The sequence below is a fragment of the Shewanella sp. ALD9 genome (assembly GCF_002836315.1).
GTDB lineage: Bacteria > Pseudomonadota > Gammaproteobacteria > Enterobacterales > Shewanellaceae > Shewanella.
The window spans coordinates 1-17688 of record NZ_PJCD01000038.1; the positions used below are offsets into that span (position 1 = coordinate 1).

17 protein-coding genes are annotated in these 17688 nt (G+C 41.1%); 10 read left to right on the plus strand and 7 right to left on the minus strand.

Going from position 1 to position 17688, the window contains the following annotated elements; all coding sequences use genetic code 11:
- Positions 1-191: 191 nt before the first annotated feature.
- Positions 192-422, minus strand: coding sequence for a hypothetical protein (locus tag CXF88_RS14440; RefSeq protein ID WP_101087475.1), 231 nt, complete (start codon positions 420-422; stop codon positions 192-194).
- Positions 423-783: 361 nt separating this feature from the next.
- Here CXF88_RS14440 and CXF88_RS14445 point away from each other — a divergent pair, with 361 nt between their 5' ends.
- Positions 784-1230 (plus strand): Hsp20 family protein, encoded by a 447-nt coding sequence (locus CXF88_RS14445; RefSeq protein WP_101087476.1) that lies wholly within the window; start codon positions 784-786, stop codon positions 1228-1230.
- A gap of 142 nt (positions 1231-1372) precedes the next feature.
- Here the strand turns inward: CXF88_RS14445 and soxR are convergent, their stop codons facing one another.
- Positions 1373-1813: a redox-sensitive transcriptional activator SoxR gene (gene soxR, locus CXF88_RS14450; RefSeq protein ID WP_101087477.1), complete on the minus strand. Its 441-nt coding sequence runs from the start codon at positions 1811-1813 to the stop codon at positions 1373-1375.
- A gap of 97 nt (positions 1814-1910) precedes the next feature.
- Between soxR and CXF88_RS14455 the strand changes: the two genes are divergently transcribed.
- Positions 1911-2333 (plus strand): VOC family protein, encoded by a 423-nt coding sequence (locus CXF88_RS14455; protein WP_197708452.1) that lies wholly within the window; start codon positions 1911-1913, stop codon positions 2331-2333.
- A 101-nt stretch (positions 2334-2434) separates the two neighbouring features.
- Here CXF88_RS14455 and pepE read toward each other — a convergent pair whose 3' ends face one another.
- Positions 2435-3142: a dipeptidase PepE gene (gene pepE, locus CXF88_RS14460; protein ID WP_101087479.1), complete on the minus strand. Its 708-nt coding sequence runs from the start codon at positions 3140-3142 to the stop codon at positions 2435-2437.
- A 268-nt stretch (positions 3143-3410) separates the two neighbouring features.
- Between pepE and htpX the strand changes: the two genes are divergently transcribed.
- Together htpX and CXF88_RS14470 are read left to right on the plus strand one after the other, a co-directional pair.
- Positions 3411-4274 carry a protease HtpX gene (gene htpX / locus CXF88_RS14465; RefSeq protein ID WP_101087480.1) on the plus strand — a complete coding sequence of 288 codons (864 nt, stop codon included), beginning with the start codon at positions 3411-3413 and terminating at the stop codon, positions 4272-4274.
- Between the two features lie 299 nt (positions 4275-4573).
- Positions 4574-7093 (plus strand): EAL domain-containing protein, encoded by a 2520-nt coding sequence (locus CXF88_RS14470; protein WP_101087481.1) that lies wholly within the window; start codon positions 4574-4576, stop codon positions 7091-7093.
- A gap of 67 nt (positions 7094-7160) precedes the next feature.
- Here CXF88_RS14470 and CXF88_RS14475 read toward each other — a convergent pair whose 3' ends face one another.
- A complete protein-coding gene (locus CXF88_RS14475) occupies positions 7161-7523 on the minus strand; it encodes a hypothetical protein (RefSeq protein WP_242445174.1) in 363 nt (120 codons plus the stop codon).
- A 63-nt stretch (positions 7524-7586) separates the two neighbouring features.
- Positions 7587-7850 carry a hypothetical protein gene (locus CXF88_RS14480; RefSeq protein ID WP_101087482.1) on the minus strand — a complete coding sequence of 88 codons (264 nt, stop codon included), beginning with the start codon at positions 7848-7850 and terminating at the stop codon, positions 7587-7589.
- A gap of 136 nt (positions 7851-7986) precedes the next feature.
- Between CXF88_RS14480 and CXF88_RS14485 the strand changes: the two genes are divergently transcribed.
- The 5 genes from CXF88_RS14485 (at position 7987) to CXF88_RS14505 (ending at position 13396) form a co-directional block, all read left to right on the plus strand.
- On the plus strand, positions 7987-9483 hold the full coding sequence (locus CXF88_RS14485; protein ID WP_197708453.1) for an ATP-binding protein: 1497 nt from the start codon (positions 7987-7989) through the stop codon (positions 9481-9483).
- Positions 9484-9485: 2 nt separating this feature from the next.
- Positions 9486-10190, plus strand: coding sequence for a response regulator (locus CXF88_RS14490; RefSeq protein ID WP_101087484.1), 705 nt, complete (start codon positions 9486-9488; stop codon positions 10188-10190).
- A gap of 748 nt (positions 10191-10938) precedes the next feature.
- Complete coding sequence (locus tag CXF88_RS14495) at positions 10939-11811, plus strand: 6-carboxytetrahydropterin synthase (protein WP_101087485.1); 873 nt, start codon at positions 10939-10941, stop codon at positions 11809-11811.
- A 127-nt stretch (positions 11812-11938) separates the two neighbouring features.
- Positions 11939-12763 (plus strand): M23 family metallopeptidase, encoded by an 825-nt coding sequence (locus tag CXF88_RS14500; protein WP_242445177.1) that lies wholly within the window; start codon positions 11939-11941, stop codon positions 12761-12763.
- 228 nt (positions 12764-12991) lie between these two features.
- Positions 12992-13396 (plus strand): GFA family protein, encoded by a 405-nt coding sequence (locus CXF88_RS14505; RefSeq protein WP_101087487.1) that lies wholly within the window; start codon positions 12992-12994, stop codon positions 13394-13396.
- A gap of 176 nt (positions 13397-13572) precedes the next feature.
- On the opposite strand, the gene CXF88_RS14510 is transcribed toward CXF88_RS14505, so the two are convergent.
- Entirely contained in the window at positions 13573-15192 is a 1620-nt protein-coding gene (locus CXF88_RS14510; protein WP_101087488.1) for an NAD(P)/FAD-dependent oxidoreductase, read from the minus strand.
- Between the two features lie 205 nt (positions 15193-15397).
- Here CXF88_RS14510 and CXF88_RS14515 point away from each other — a divergent pair, with 205 nt between their 5' ends.
- Positions 15398-16063 (plus strand): DUF3047 domain-containing protein, encoded by a 666-nt coding sequence (locus tag CXF88_RS14515; RefSeq protein WP_101087489.1) that lies wholly within the window; start codon positions 15398-15400, stop codon positions 16061-16063.
- Between the two features lie 68 nt (positions 16064-16131).
- Here CXF88_RS14515 and cls read toward each other — a convergent pair whose 3' ends face one another.
- Positions 16132-17586 carry a cardiolipin synthase gene (gene cls, locus CXF88_RS14520; protein WP_101087490.1) on the minus strand — a complete coding sequence of 485 codons (1455 nt, stop codon included), beginning with the start codon at positions 17584-17586 and terminating at the stop codon, positions 16132-16134.
- Positions 17587-17688: the final 102 nt, after the last annotated feature.

A 17688-nucleotide genomic window follows, 5' to 3' on the forward strand; every position in this document is an offset into this window, starting at 1 on the left:
CATATAGCGGGCTGTTTTGTGTAAAAAACAATATGTAGCCCTTAACTCTCCATAATGACCGCAATCAAAGAGCTCGCTTATTTCGATGGCATTAATTAAATGGCTATTTAATATAAGCAACTTTATGAAATCAACAATACCACTCAATACACTCAATAAGGTGGCGTTGTTTAAGATTCTCTCTGACAGTGTTACGCGTTATTTATTTTTTGCTTTAGGTCATAAGCATCGTCGGTAACAACACGTTCAAGTACTTCAATTCGTTGACGCAGGGCGTTAATTTCATCATGCAGTGCTTTATTGTTAGTTTCTTGTTCTGCAGTCGTATGCGATTGTCTTTGCTTCAGCTTCATGATAGTGACAATAAAGCTGCCTAAAATGGCCAGAATAGGAATTAATAATGCCAATGTTGGTGGGTTCATAATGTGTCCTTAATTGTTTCTATTTATTGTGACGTTTTCAAGCAGAAATACTAGTGACAAAAGTCATCATTGTGAAATGACCACCAACTTATTCATTATGTTATAAATTAGTTGTTATCTTAATTATTGATTATAAAGTCTATTTTTTATTTTAGGTTATTAGTAACTCACTTTTTTATCCATTGCACTTGATATAGCGCCAGTGGTCCATATATCTAATTCTGTAGCAGGAGCGAATCATGAAATGCTCGATCGAGGTTTCAGTAAACTTGCTACCACAGTGCCGTAAGGGCTGTGAAAACTAAACACCACAAACAGACTGTGGTCATTTTTACATATTGCTTTAGACAAGGGTATGAACATGCGTAATTTTAATATTTCTCCAGATTTAACACCTCTTTATCGTAGTGCTATCGGTTTTGATCGTTTAGCACAACTTGCTGAACATGCTGCAGCTAACAATAGCAACAGTGGTTATCCTCCTTATAATATTGAACTTTTAGGCGAGAATCGTTATCGGATAACGATGGCCGTCGCGGGTTTTTCTATGCCAGAACTCGATATTATGAGTGAAGGTGAAAAACTATTAGTAAAAGGTAATAAGACAGCTACAAGTGATGAACGTAAATATTTGCATCAAGGGATTGCTGAGCGTGGTTTTGAGCGCACTTTTCAATTAGCAGATCATGTACGAGTAATCGGTGCGGAATTAGAACACGGTTTATTAAATATTGATTTAGTACGTGAAATTCCAGAAGCAATGAAACCTCGTAAAATTGATATTGTTGCTACCAACACCCTTAGTTAAGGCGTTATTGTGAATTAATACGATTGATGGCTTAGGTGTTAATAGCATTTAAGCCATATTCTCAACCTTCTAGTTTATCTCCCCCCAATTTAGCCAATTGCTTACGCCTAGTTTGTTATCAAACTAGGTTTTTTTGTATTCATCATTTATTCAAAAGCACTGGGCCAGGGCCTTGATCTGCAAGAATATCGTTAGGATTATACAGTGGGCAATTTGTCATCGATAAACAACCGCAACCGATGCAACCTTCTAGTGAATCTTTTAATTTTTGCATTTGAGCGATCCGCAGCGTGAGTGATTTATTCCAAACATGTGATAATTCTGCCCAATCTTCTTTAGTCGCTGTTCGTTCATTCGGTAAAGCAGCAAAAGCCTGCTTGATATTATCCAACGATATCCCTAATTGTTGCGCAGCTTTGATGAGCGATATTCGCCTGATAACGTCTCGTGTATAACGACGTTGATTACCATTATTGCGCCAACTGCTGATGAGACCTTTTTGCTCATAAAAGTGAATCGCAGAGATATTTATTCCACAACGCTTAGCGACTTGGCCAACACTTAACTCAGTATCTACTGACATTCAACCTCCGAATTTTTTATCATTTTGGCAAAAATAGTACTTTACCTCAAGTTAACTTGAGGTATTAAGCTGTGTTGCATTAATCATAAGGAGATAAGTGATGCGATTAGAACATTTAAATCTAGTAGTTAATGACTTAGATGAATCATTAGTATTTTATAAAGCCGCCTTTCCACACTGGCGAGTGCGTGGTGGTGGTGAGTCAGTCTGGCATGATACGCCACGGAAATGGCTTCACTTTGGTGACGATTATCATTATTTATCGTTAAATGATTCTGGTAGCGGCGAGGTGCGCGATCTTAAAAGTAATGCATTGGGTTTGGCACATTTCGCTTACGTTGTGGACAATATTGATGCATTAGTTGCTAGGTTGTCACAAGCGGGTTTTGAGGTGGCGATTATGGGTAGACACGACCCTTTTTATAAAAGCCGTTACTTTATTGATCCGAACGGATTTGAAGTTGAGTTTGTTGAATACTCAACGGATATTCCTAGTGAACGAAATCAATACGGTGGTTAGTAACTTATCAATATGCACCATTGGGCTTATAGAGTAAGCCCAATGGTTTTGATCAAAATCGATTATCAACAAAAGCCATAGGTTAATAGCAGGTTAGCTAACTAAAGGTAGTGTGATAAGTCGCTGTTAGCGGTAAGCTCAACTTCTTGTTGTTTACCATGGAATAAGTAAGCCGCCTCTTTACCAATAAGGTGTAATTTATCGCCCTGGCGCCATAGGGCGCTACCTTCTTGGATTCCGATCACCGGTGTCAGTGGATCGACCATGGTAAACTCTAACAGTCGTTGCGCACGTGTTTCACCATTATGGCCTGGCATTTGGTAATTGGTGTAATGCGGATTTAATTGGAATGGCAATATACCCAATGCTGTAAACGAGGGCGGTTCGACAATTGGCATATCATTGGTGGTACGAATACTGGCTCCAGTAATGTTTGATCCCGCACTCCAACCCACATACGGCATGCCATTGTCTACTTTTTCACGAATTAAATGTAGCAAGTCGTAGCGATATAATTCGTTGAGCAATTGGAATGTATTGCCGCCACCAACCAAAATGCCTGCAGCATCTTGAATGGCTTGTTTTGGGTCTGCAAACTGATGAATACTACTAATGGTAATTGTTAGGGGTTCAAGTGCCGTTTGCACTTTTGTTAAATACTCATCATAACTTACACTGACGCCAGCATAAGGAATAAACAGCCATTGTTGTCCTGGTTGAGTGAGTGGACGAATAAGCTCAACGGTATGGCTTAGATATGTCGAATTACCGACCCGTGAGGCGCTCAACATTAATGCATTAATGGGCATAAAAAGTCCTTTTTGGTTTTAGTTTTTGACAGTTTATCAAAGATTAATCACTGCCGACACAGAGTTTGTTTTTGTAGTCTATTTTTCAGTTTCAATTAATCAATTCTCCCTAGACTCTGCTCGCGTGAATTTCAAGACGATGTTTTATCAAGTTAAAAAAGAGTCATAAATCTTTTTTAATATAACTAAGCTTGAATTTTCATTTTATGGACATATTATGTCTGTAGTAACAATCGTAAATCGGCACTTTTGCCATACAGGAGCTTAAATGAAGCGTATATTTTTGTTGATTGCAACCAACTTTGCCATCTTACTGGTTGCCTCAATTGTAATGTCTATTCTTGGGGTTAATACCTCAACGATGGGTGGACTGTTAGTATTTGCTGCCATTTTTGGTTTTGGTGGCTCGTTTATCAGTTTAGCCATTTCAAAATGGATGGCGAAGAAAACCATGGGCTGTGAAGTTATTACGCAACCACGTGACAGTATGGAACGTTGGTTAGTTGAAACGGTTGCACGCCAAGCTGAAAAGTCTGGTATTAAGATGCCTGAAGTGGCTATTTACCAGTCGCCAGAAATGAACGCATTTGCAACGGGTCCAAGTAAAAACAATGCGCTTGTTGCTGTGAGTTCTGGTTTGCTTTACGGTATGACTCAAGATGAAATTGAAGGTGTACTTGCACATGAAGTGAGCCACGTGGCGAACGGTGACATGGTGACATTAACCTTAATCCAAGGTGTGGTGAATACTTTTGTTATTTTTGCTGCGCGTGTTGTTGCTGGCATTATTAACAATTTTGTTTCCAGTAATGACGAAGAAGGTGAAGGCCTAGGTATGTTCGCCTACATGGCTGTAGTATTTGTACTTGATATGCTATTCGGTATTTTGGCATCGATTATCGTAGCTTACTTTTCACGTATTCGTGAGTTTAAAGCTGATGAAGGCGCGGCACGTTTAGCAGGCAAAAATAAAATGATTGCCGCATTAGAACGTTTACGTCAAGGGCCTGAATCTGGCGATCTGCCAGCACAAATGTCAGCCTTTGGTATTAATGGCAAACGTTCAATGGCTGAGTTAATGATGAGCCATCCTCCACTAGAGAAACGTATCGCTGCATTAAAAAACAGCTAGTATTCATGCGTTTATCATCATTTATAGTAAAGTTAAACTAAGGAGCCTTTTGGCTCCTTTTTTATTTATTGGGTTAGGTTATGATTGAATATGCCCTATTAATCGGGTAATTATAGTTAACTAATAGTATTAACCGCTCGAATCGATTGCATTTTGTTGTTTAATCACAGCGTATAGGATAGGTTCTGATGTATAGTTAGACTCGGCACTTATATTCATAACACTACTTGTTACAGTATTCATACATATTGAGTATGGCTCGTTTAACATGGTCTATTAAACATTATCAGGATCTTAATATGCTTAAAAAAGCTATTTCTCAAGTACAATTAAGAGAATGGCAGCTAGAAATAAATGATATTTCTGCCGAGTTTCGTCTTACCATCATGTTTTACCAAATTAATGCTGAAAACAGTATTGAAGCTATTTGTACCAGCCAAGGTATTGATGACAATACCCAGCGACAGCATCAAGATAGCTTGTTACAACATCTTAAAGCGGCAGATGCTCAAAGTGTCCAAACGGTAGACAAACATGTTACCGTTTATCATCAGCCTATTCGTTCATCTAAAGGTCATATCATCGGTGTGATCACCTTTAGTGACAAAGCTATCGAACCATCTCAGCAAACATTATTTAAGCCCTTGTCGGCAATGCAAACACGCATAGCGGATATGCTAAGTAATGCCATTCGTTATTATATCAATTCCTTAGCTGTTGATCCTAATGCATCTGAGTCTGTGTCGCTCGATGTTGATTTACAGTCATTTATTGATGCTTTTGATGAACATATGTGGGTTAAAGATGCTAACGGACACTATGTAGCGTGTAATAAAAGTGTTGAGCGAGCTTGGCGAAAGTCTACAGAACAAATTGTTGGCAAAACCGACTTTGACCTTTTTGATCAACGCACTGCAAATGAATTTATTGAGAGTGATAAATTAGCCATCAGTAACGGTTCGACTGTCGTGGTGTCTGAATGTGAAGAAGTTGATGTCAATTTTAATAAAGTCTGGCTCGAAACCATCAAAGCGCCCATTTATAATACCCAAGGTCAATTGACTGGTGTTATAGGGATGACACGTAACATTGCCAAACACAAAGAGGCGCAGGATCAACTCATATTAGCCGCCAATGTGTTTCAAAATGCAGTCGAAGGGGTAGTGATAACAGACAGTAATGGCAATATTACCGAAATTAACCAAGCGTTTACTGATATTACCGGTTACAGCCGCGAAGAGGTTATAGGCCAAAACCCTAGAATGCTGAGTTCAGGTCGCCATCCTAAAAGCTTTTTTGAACGATTGTGGAATACCTTATTAGTCCAAGGCAAATGGCATGGTGAAATTTGGAATCGCCGTAAGCATGGTGCTATTTTTCCGCAAGCGATAACCATCAGTGCTGTATTCGATAAACTCAATATCATTCAGTATTATGTTGCCGTATTTGCCGATATTTCAGCGCAAAAACAAAATGAAGAAAAGCTGAAAAACTTAGCCTATTTTGATCCGTTGACACAATTGCCTAATCGGATGCAATTTATGTCACTGCTAGAGCAAGAGGTAAATCACTCTCATCGGGCTAAAAAGCAGCTGGCTATTGTGTTTTTAGATATCGATTTCTTTAAGCACATTAACGACAGTTTAGGCCATGTTATTGGCGACGAAATTCTGGTTGAATTGGCTAAACGCTTATCTTACGCTTTATCTGATTTTGACGTATTAGCACGTTTAAGTGGTGATGAGTTTGTGGTCATGTTGCCGAGCATTATGGGAACTGATTCTGTAACGTCATCGGTTGACCGTATTCGCAGTGTATTTGAACGCCCATTTATATTGGACAATACCCAATCTGTACGCCTTACCGCCAGTATGGGAGTGGCGATATACCCAAGTGATGGTGATGATCACGACAGCTTATTACGTAATGCCGACGCTGCAATGCACCGAGCCAAGTTAGATGGGCGAAATAATTATGCCTTTTATACTGAGTCGATGACCAAACAGGCTGTAGCACAATTAAAACTGCAAACAGCATTGCACCAAGCGCTGGTGAATGAAGATTTTTATTTAGTTTATCAACCTAAGTTGAAACTGTCTGATCTGTCTCCTAGTGGCTTTGAAGCGTTAATTCGTTGGTCTGATCCTGTCTACGGCAATATCTCTCCAGCAGAGTTTATTCCATTAGCAGAGAAGATTGGTTTGATTTGGGATATAGGTTTGTGGGTATTAAAGGCCGCTTGTTTACAAGGGGTTGAATGGCTAACCCAAGGTAAAATGTTTGAACGCATTTCGGTAAATGTAGCCAGCTTACAGCTGCAAAGAAATGATTTTGTCGATAAAGTGCGCTCGATTTTATTGGAAACGGGATTACCGGCCAAACATTTGGAATTAGAAGTCACCGAGTCTTGCATGATGAATGATCCAGACGCGATTATTCGTGATTTGAAATTGCTTGGCGCCATGGGCATTGCCTTGAGTATTGACGATTTTGGTACCGGATACTCATCTCTCAATTATCTCAAAAAGTTACCAATTGATAAGTTGAAAATCGATCAATCTTTTGTACGTGATATCCCTCATGATGCAAATAACACTGCGATTGCTAAAGCGGTTATTGCACTGGGGCATGCATTGAATTTGCAGATTATTGCTGAAGGTGTGGAAACTATCGATCAAGCAGATTTTCTGCGGCTCAATGGCTGTGATTTGGTTCAAGGGTATTTGTACAGTAAACCGCGATTGCCACAAGATCTTAACGAGTTTTTACCGATATTCCATAACCGTATTAACCTGGCCACTGATATTAAATTAAAGTAAATAAAATAGCAGCTTACATAATTTGTAAGCTGCTTTTATATCACTATTACGACTTTTTAATGCTGTATTAAGCGTAAATATCTACGTTCACAGAGGTTGAATTACTGTTAGCCGTTGCGGTGTTATCACCATTATAAATACTGCTCAATGCCTCAAAGAAAATACTGCCGATGTCCTCGTCAGTTAATCCATCTGTAAGTGGTTTTAATTCATCTAACATAGACTTCAACGACTCTTGCTGCTCGTCGGTCAATGATGACAACATGTCTGTGGTTAATTGCTGTTGATCATCAGACAAGGTCGATACCGCTGTATCTAGCCCAGGCGGTACACCGCCTTTTGGTGGCGGCGGGCCATCAGGACGCGGAGGTCTTTGTGTGTTTTCGGTCGATGTCATTTGCATCGAAGTATTACCACTCGTCACTTGCATATTTACTCCTTAGATATTCTCTGTAATCTATTTTTGATGAAACTACCTAGCAACATATTATTGTTAATTACGTTGTTTTGGTGGTTGTTTCATATCGTCAGGACCATTGGCAGGTACAGCGACAAGCTCGCCATCGATAATTTGACAACTTGCTTCAAGGGTGTCTCCCCGCGGGGTGTCAAAACTAACCTGATCATTTTCAACACTGTTAGCACACGCTTCAACAGCTTCTTTAGGTGGCTTTCTATCATGCGGGTTAGCATTAGCAGCGAAAGATGCTAATAACAGAAAGCTAAGTAGACCAATACTGATTGGCTTAAGAGTCATAGTGACACTCCTTGGTTAGGTAACTAAAGGTAATATAACCTAACAATGTGGAGTAATTGTGCAGAATTGGAGGAGATTTTTATCAGTTATTTATCGCGACTAGTTTATGCGTATATAGCTGGTTATAATGTATTTTATGCAAATATCTCAAAAGCTTTTCTTGGCCTTTGTTGGCCTAACCAGTATTGTACTTATCGCCACGTTATCGTTAGCGAGGTGGAGTTTTGACCAAGGTTTTTTAGACTATATCAACGGATTAGAACAAGAACGTTTACAGCATTTATCGAATGAACTATTGACACTTTATGCGGCTAATCCGGAAGCACAAACCGATCCATCAGTCATGACAGATCAACAATCTACACAAGTGTGGCAGTCGATTAATCAAAAAACATTAACACAAGCCATTTCGCTTCACGCTCCATTTTCAAAAAGAAATAGACCCGGCGACGGGGCAAGACCGCCAAGACCTGCAGGTGATAATCGTCCTCCAATGGGACCTGATCGACGTTTAGGTCCTCCTAGGCAACGGCCACCTTTTTCACCACCTTCTGGTCCACCGACGGGGTTATACTCAGCAGAACAACAGTTTATTAGCGGCGTTGATATTGGCAATGTGGATAATCGGATTAGCTTAACCTTGTTATTCAACGATCGTATAGTAGGCTATTTATACAGTAGCCCTATTCGTGAAGTTGAATCGTCTTCAGCTACCGCATTTTCTCAGCAACAACGTTGGACCAGTATCGGAATCGGTTTATTGTGTTTACTGCTTGCCAGTGCAATTGCTTGGTGGTTGTCACGTTTTCTACTGATCCCCGTTAAACAAGTTATGCTGGGAGTATCGTATTTATCTCAAGGTAATTATGATGAACGCTTATCACCTCAGCGTGCAGATGAGCTGGGTCAATTAATGACCAATATTGATCATCTCGCCATGACGCTATCGAAAAACCGCAGTGCTAAAAATCGTTGGTTAGCTGATATTTCTCATGAACTGCGCACGCCATTGAGTATTTTATGTGGTGAGATTGATGCGATTAAAGCAGGGATCAGGACGTTCGATAACACTCAGCTGAACTCACTCGAACAAGAAGTGCTGCGTATGAAGCACTTAGTTGATGATTTGTATGAACTGTCTTTATCTGATGTTGGTGGACTCCGATATCATTTTCAGCGGGTGAACGTCAGTGAGTCCCTACACAGCACGCTTAATAGTATGGCTACCAGCCTACAAGATAAAGGCCTAACGCTACAAAGTCAGCTCCAGCCGGGGGTGTATTTATCTGCCGACGTGCTTCGTCTTGAACAACTATTTATTAATTTACTAATGAATTCTATGGCTTACACAGACAGTCCTGGGGTAATTGATGTGCGATTGTCACAACAAGCCAACATGATGATATTAACCATCAATGATACTAAGCCCAGTGCCAGCATTGAAGAGTGTGAACACCTGTTTGAGCCATTGTATCGCCAAGACAGTGCCCGCACACGCCGTGGTAGTGGTGCAGGTCTTGGTTTAACCATCTGTAAGAATATTGTCGAAGCGCATGATGGCACCATTAAGGCCGTCCCATCACCATTGGGTGGGCTTTGTATTGAAGTACAATTACCTATGCACAGGGAATGACTATGAGTGGACATGTTCATCAACAACCATTGACCATATTAGTGGTAGAAGACGAGCCTAAAATAGCGCAGATTTTAGTCGACTTTTTAACCCTTGAAGGTTTTAACACCTTGGTACAACACGATGGTCGTGATGTAATTGAAACCATTAAGTCTCAACAAATTGACTTTATGATTCTAGATTTGATGTTGCCCTATAAAGACGGTTTAACCATTTGTCGTGAATTGAGGCAATTTTCAATGCTGCCAGTGCTAATGTTAACGGCGCGGGTAGATGAAATTGACCGCTTAATGGGCTTAGATATCGGCGCAGACGATTATGTGTGTAAGCCATTTTCGGCTAGGGAAGTCGTTGCTCGGGTAAAAACGATTTTAAGGCGAGTCGAAAATACTCTCGGCAGTCAAAGCGAGCAGGTTATTCGTTATAAACATCTACAAATCAATATCGAACGCTTTAAATGTCAGGTCGACCAACAAGACGTAGAATTAACCCCTGTTGAGTTTAGATTACTGCATACTTTGCTAAAACGGCCAGGTGTGGTGCACTCTCGAGATAGCCTCATGCAGGTGTGTTATGTCGACGATCGTATTGTGAGTTCACGTACCATTGACAGTCATGTGAAAAATCTACGACATAAGTTAACCCAAGCCAGCCAACAAAAGGAGTTACTGCATTCCATTTATGGTGTGGGTTATAAGGTAGAGTAATGCTGCATTTTATTGGTAAGTCTATTTTTACGTTTTAAAGCCGTTTCATAAGCATCCTAATGCAATGGGTAAGCTTAGTAGCTGGCGATTAATGTGTATTACTGATCGGCTTTAGTTTCGGCAAAACTCCTTTAAATCTGCACTTTTTTTGCGCTTTTGATTGCTAACATCACTATACCTAATGCTCCTAGCTGTCTGGATTAACAAGGAATAGTTTTATGCCGTCACTAATTTTATTATTACTGCTGTGCTGTCAGATTTTTCTGACCATTACCTTGGTCGTAGTATTTATTGGTGGTTATCAGGAACCGTCATAATTTGACCTTAACGCCAGAGTCTCTTGTTAACCTTTCAAGTATCCACGCGAATCATTTTCTAAGTGTTTTATAAAATGCTCAGCATTTTGTTGTTGCTGTTCCCCTAGCAAGATTATTATCCGATTCAGGTGCATTGCAGCAGCTTTATCGATTTATTACATTTATCTACGATGTTTACTCGCTCAAAGCGTGGCTTTTGTTTAGAATGTCGTTGATATCATTTAGGGTATCAACGTGGTCTTGTGCAGGTATTAAATATACTGGCGCGTTATTACTCATCGCTAGCAGAACGTAGTCATTAACCCGTGAATGTTAGACTAAGAGTTGATAGTCGGATAAATTCCGATCACGTAAGATAGACCTTCCACTGGCATGCGCCGTTAGGAATACATTTATACTGAGGTGGACTGTTTTTCTGCCTAGGAGCATTAATGCAACTGTTTGTAAAAGATTTAACCGTTATCGATTTCTCTTACCTTTGTCCTGTTCGTGGCATGGTTGGTGAAAGCTGGATTGTCGATGTGCTATTAGATGGCGGCCTAGATGAGCAAAATATGGTGCTCGACTTTGGTAAGGTTAAACGCATCATCAAAAACACCATTGATGATGTAGCCGATCATCGCTTGTTAATCCCTACTGCGTGTAGCGAAGTGCGCTGGCAGCAAAAAAGCGACCGAGTTTGGATGGATTTTAGCAGTGAAAAAGGTGACATACATTTAGCATGTCCTTCACAAGCATTTGCGCTTATTCCTACAGAAGTGATTGACTACCAAAGCGTTAATGACTTTTTGAAAAAAGCCTTACGTGAAGTGTTACCTGAAAATGTCCAAGGCATCAGCCTCACATTGCGCAGCGAAGTGCTCGATACCCCGTTTTACCATTACAGCCACGGATTACGTAAACATGACGGTAACTGTCAGCGTATTGCGCATGGTCATCGTAGCCCGGTAACCGTATTTGAAAATGGTATTGCAGAGCCGAAATGGGACCAATACTGGGCAGAACGTTGGCATGATATTTACCTCGGCACTGAAGAAGACTTAGTGTCAGTGAAAACACTAGAGTTGTCGAAGCAGACTAAAATCAACGACGAAACTCATTTTGGTTTTCACTATGTTGCACCTCAAGGTGATTTTCAATTAGCGATGCCTAAGCATTGCTGTGACTTAATTCCTCACGACACCACGGTTGAGATGCTAGCTGAATACATGGCAAAGACATTGGCAAGTCAAGCGCCTGAAAGTCATTTTAAAGTTATCGCTTATGAAGGTATTGGCAAAGGGGCCATTGCGGTAAGAGGTTAATCAAGTATTATTAATGGGCTGCCTTAAGGTGGCCCTTTTTTTTATGTTTTTTGGCGCTATTAACAAGGAATGCGTTTTGATTATGTTATTAAAAAATACCGTTTTAAAATCGATATCAACAGCTGCAATGCTGGTGGTCAGCTTTTGCGGCTTAAGTGCTAATGCGATTGCCGCTGTGACATTTCAAGGCCAGTTTGAACAAGGTGCATTAGTGCGCGGCGCAGTGCCGGTCGGCAGTAAAGTATTACTTAATGGCCAATCGGTAAAGGTCACCCCAAACGGTCAGTTTGCCATTGGATTTGATAGAGACGCTAAGTCAGAACAAGTGTTTAAAGTCATTTATCCAGACGGATTAACAGAAATTAAGCCGTTAACCATAGCCGCACGACAATACCAAATTGATCGAGTCACAGGCATCAGCCAAAAAATAATGAAACCGGATCCAATAGCCCAAGCCAGAGCGGCAAAAGATGCCAAACAGACTCGCGCTGCCAGAGACTTATTTAGTCAACAACAGGCGTTTATGCAAACATTTATTTGGCCGGTTACTGGCAGAATTTCAGGTGTTTATGGCAGCCAGCGGGTTTACAACGACGTACCCGGTAATCCGCATTTTGGCGTTGACGTTGCCCGTCCAAAAGGCACTGTAGTGGTTGCGCCAGCAGATGGTGTTATTACGTTAGCCGAGCCAGATATGTTTTATTCTGGTGGCACGGTGATTATCGATCACGGTTATGGTGTCAGCTCTACCTTTTTGCACCTGAGTAAATTGTATTTAACCGTTGGTGATAAAGTTGTGCAGGGTGATAAGGTCGCTGAAATTGGTGCCACCGGTCGAGTGACTGGCCCGCATTTAGACTGGCGCTTAAACTGGTTCCAAATGCGTTTAGACCCCGTTTCGATTGTACCGTCAATGGCGACAGTACTGGCAGCGGAGAAAGCGGCAAAATAGTGTTAAGCCATATGTTAGGGTTTCGGTATGACGATTGAACCGGAACCCTTTATTCAATGGTAATGCTATTCGCTTGATAACTTGCACTTCATACGTCCTGAATTCACCACAACGTCAACGCTATTTGCCTCACAAAACTGATGATGTTGAAACGTTTTCTCACTTTAAGCGACAAACTTATATCGAACGACTAGATGCTTATCGTCAACATCACAAAGGGTTCTGGTTATGATCAAGCAAGTGGGTAATACCGTTATTGAGTTAAAGCACAAAGCAACATGTCATTGTGGTGCCGTTGAACTCGAGCTCACGTTACCCAATGGTATCGAAAATCCGCGACGCTGTGATTGTTCAATTTGTCGTAGAAAAGGTGCGATTGCTGGGTCTGTTAAACTGGACGGGATCAGGGTGGTAAAAGGTCAAGATGTGTTAACGCTTTATCAATTTAACACCAATACCGCGAAACATTTTTTCTGTTCTCATTGTGGTATTTATACTCATCACCAACGTCGCTCAAACCCAACAGAATACGGTTTTAACATAGCTTGTTTAGACGGTGTTAATCCATTTGATTTAGGTGATGTACAAACGAGTGATGGGGTAAACCATCCATCAGACCGAGACGTTGTATAGCAAATGGTAAGGCATGTTAATAAAAGGCATTAGGTATTGTATTTTCATCTCAGAGTATCTAATAGAAAACCTCATCATGAATAGCTCTGAATTTGAAAATAAATCTAATGTTATTGTTGCGATGAAGCAATAAACAGAGCATTCAAATATGACTGCTCTGTTTATTAAAGATGGATTTAACTGTTTGTCATTTCTTTAATCATGTCTAATGCAACGGCTTCTGCAATACTGATACCGTCGATACCCGCCGATAAAATCCCGCCAGCATAACCGGCGCCTTCACCTGCAGGATATAAACCTTTGGTGTTAATGCTTTGGAAATCGGCCCCACGTTTAATTTGCACCGGTGAAGAGGTACGAGTTTCAACGCCGGTTAACATGGCATCTTTACTGTCAAAACCACGAATTTTTTTACCAAATGCTGGAATGGCTTCACGAATAGCATCGATAGCGAATTGCGGTAATGCATCGCTTAAATCGGTCATTTTTACGTTGGGTTTATAAGACGGCTCAACGTTTTCAAACGGTTTACCAACACCTGCAGCTAAAAAGTCACCGACCATTTGCGCTGGAGCATCGTAATTGCTGCCGCCCATGATATAGGCGTGGCGTTCCAATTTACGTTGTAGCGCAATACCTTGAAGTGGATCGTTGTCAAAATCACTCGGATCAATGCCAACCACAATGGCACTGTTGGCATTACGTTCACTACGCGAATATTGGCTCATGCCATTAGTCACTACCGCATGTTCTTCAGACGTCGCCGCCACAACCACACCACCAGGGCACATACAAAAGCTGTAAACACTGCGACCACTTTTGCAATGGTGGACTAACTTATAATCAGCTGCACCTAACATTGGGTGACCCGCGTTAACGCCAAAGCGATCTTTATCAATCATTTCTTGTTTATGTTCAATACGAAAGCCAATCGAAAATGACTGCGCCTGCATATACACGCCTTTATCATGTAGCATTTGGAAAGTATCACGGGCACTGTGACCAATCGCAGCAATGACATGTTTAGAATGCAGTACTTCGCCATTTCTCAGGGTGACACCAGTCACTTGACGGTCAGTAATGTTGATTTCATCAACACGGGTTTCAAAGCGAATTTCACCGCCTAATCGGATTATTTCGCGGCGCATTTTTTCCACCATGGTGACCAACTTAAAGGTACCTATGTGTGGTTTACTAACATAAATGATTTCAGCTGGTGCACCCGCAGCGACAAATTCTTGTTTGACTTTTAAGCCTTTAAATCCAGGGTCTTTAACTTGGCTATATAACTTTCCATCCGAGAATGTACCAGCGCCACCTTCACCAAATTGTACGTTTGATTCAGTGTTTAACTCACTGGTACGCCAAAAGCGGAAGGTATCTTTAGCGCGTTCGTGGACAGATTTTCCACGCTCTAAAATAATCGGTTTAAAGCCCATTTGTGCCAACATAAGCCCAACAAATAAGCCGCATGGTCCCATGCCTATCACCAATGGACGTTCCGTTAAGCCTTCTGGTGCAGTCGCGACATATTTATAGTCGGTATCTGGCGACACGCGGATATTATGGTCGTCAGCAAGTGATGCCAATAACGCGGCTTCGTCTACGTTGGCTAATGTCACATCTAATGTATAAATTAACGAAATTAAATTCTTTTTACGGGCATCGTAGCCACGCTTAAACACATGTATATCAACCAGCTGATCCGCTGAGATAGAGAGCCTTTGCAATACGAGTTGTTGCAGCGCATCTTCATTATGGTCGAGAGGCAATTTTACTTGGTTTAAACGGATCATGATCTACCTAAAAAGAGACTTAAAAAACAGCGCGTAGTTTACGTGATTTAACCTTAAAATGAAATTATCTATTGATGGTACTTGCTCTATGTCATGCTGTATTCTTTACCTTCATGATTAAATAGTAAAACAGATCACCCAGTTTAGCTCACTCTAGCGGGTGAACTCAGTGTGATACAAGCGAGTAGGGCGATAGGAAGTGAATATGTTGCGATGGATTATATTTCTTTATAGCGTAACAGTTTGTGTGAACGTGCAAGCTGCAACCAATGTGACTTTATTGAGTGATAACGGGATTGAGAGTTGGACCACCAAAGTATTCTCTGGTGAATCAATTTACAGCGTTGGAGACTATAAAGGGCGCCTAGCATTAAAAGCACTCAGTCACCATTCCGCGTCAGGCCTGGTGCTAGAAAAGCAAATTGACCTCATTGCAACGCCTTACCTAAACTGGAGTTGGTTAGTTGAAAAGACGCTGCCGCAGTTAGACGAGCGAAGTAAAGCTGGTGATGATTTTGTGGCGCGAGTTTACGTGGTTATTGATGGTGGTTTTATGGTGTGGAACACCAAATCATTAAACTATGTTTGGTCGAGCAATCAAGCCAAAGGCTTGGTTTGGAACAACGCTTTTGCTGGCTCAAGTGTTAAAATGATGTCTGTGCGAGGACAGCAATCGCAGCAAAGTCAGTGGTATGAAGAAAAACGCAATGTGTATCAAGATTTGATTGAAACATTTGGGGATAAAGGCAGTGAAAAAGCTAACCGCAAAGCGTATCAATACATCGATATGATTGCGATTATGACCGATACCGACAACAGTGGCAAAGATGCAGAAACGTATTATGGCGACATAATATTTACTGAAAAATAGCAACTGATCAACCTGCATTTACTGGTGCTTAGCGACCTAGCAAAGTCGCATTGATTTTTACTTTATCGTTAAAGTAGTGGGCTAAATAAGTAAAAAAACTGCTCGACTAATCGTTTAACTAACGGTCTTTTACGCCACTGGCGCGCATCCATTTTTATTGAATTAGCCATATATTGATGTTGGACTTCACTAAGCGATTGAGTGAATTCTAAATTTTCAACAGAAAGAGTCACTTCAAAGTTAAGCCATAGGCTGCGCATATCAAGATTAACAGTGCCGATTAGACTATGGTGCAGGTCAATGACCACTGACTTTGTGTGCAGTAAACCGCCACGAAAACGATGAATATTGACACCTGCATTCAGTAACTCGCCAAAGAAAGATCTGCTGGCCCACTCCACCATCATTGAGTCGTTTTTATCGGGTATGATTAAATTGACCTCCACACCCCGTAATGCAGCTGCTGTTAATGCAAACAGTAGGTTTTCACTGGGGACAAAATAAGGGCTAGTGATGGTGATGCTGTGTTTTGCTTGATAAATACTGAGCAATAAAACTTGTTGGATCATATCCTCAGGCATACCGGGTCCTGATGGAATAACTTGAACCATGTCGGATGGTTCCTCGTCGTGCGGATGGCATTGTGGCGGTTCGGGTAACATTCTCTGGTCTGTTTCGGTTTCCCAATCCCAGGCGAGAATGCAGTTAAGCACTGGTACACTGGAGCCGGTAATTCTCACCATGACATCAACCCACTCACCAACACCAGCGCTTTGCTTAAAATATTTGGGATCGACTAGATTCATTGAGCCGGTATAACCGATTTGGTTGTCTATCACGACTATTTTACGATGAAGGCGAAGATCTAAACGGCGGAAGATCATACGTACAAGAGAAACAGACAGTGCGGATACCAAATTTATGCCAGCTTCACGCATTTTTTTTGGCCACTTACTGTTAAAAAAGGTTCGACTTCCTGCAGCATCTAATAATATTCTCACTGCCACATCGCGTTGAGCAGCTTGAATAAGTGCTTGGGCAACTTGGTCAGCAAGCCCACCAGGATGCCAAATATAGAACTCTAAATGAATCGAGGTTTGCGCTTGTTGTATGTCTTCAATCAGGGTTGTTAAAATCGTTTCGGCGGATGATTTAAGTGTTAGTTGATTATTGGCTAACGTAGGAATGCCCAGACGTTTTTCACATAAATGGCTTATGGGAATCGCGTAATCACTTAAGTTGTGAGGACGATATTGCTGAATGGCAAACAGTCGACGAAACCATTCCCGATAGGGGCTGTACATCTCTTTAGCTCTCACTGCGCGGGTTTTACCAAGGTTCATCTCGCCAACGAGGAAATAAAGGAAAATACCTAAGATGGGGACAACATAAATAAGCATCATCCAAGCTAAGGAAACACCAATAGATCGCCGTTTATAGACAATACGCGTGGTGATACCAGCAATGAGCAGCCAATAAGCTAATACGCTGATTATCGTTAATATTTTATAAAGCTCAACCATAGCTAGCCAGTGTATCAATCATGTAGAAAAACATGCACTTATCATATCAGGTTTTCAATCGGTATTGTCTACAGTCATCCGTCTGTACGGCTGGGTATATCA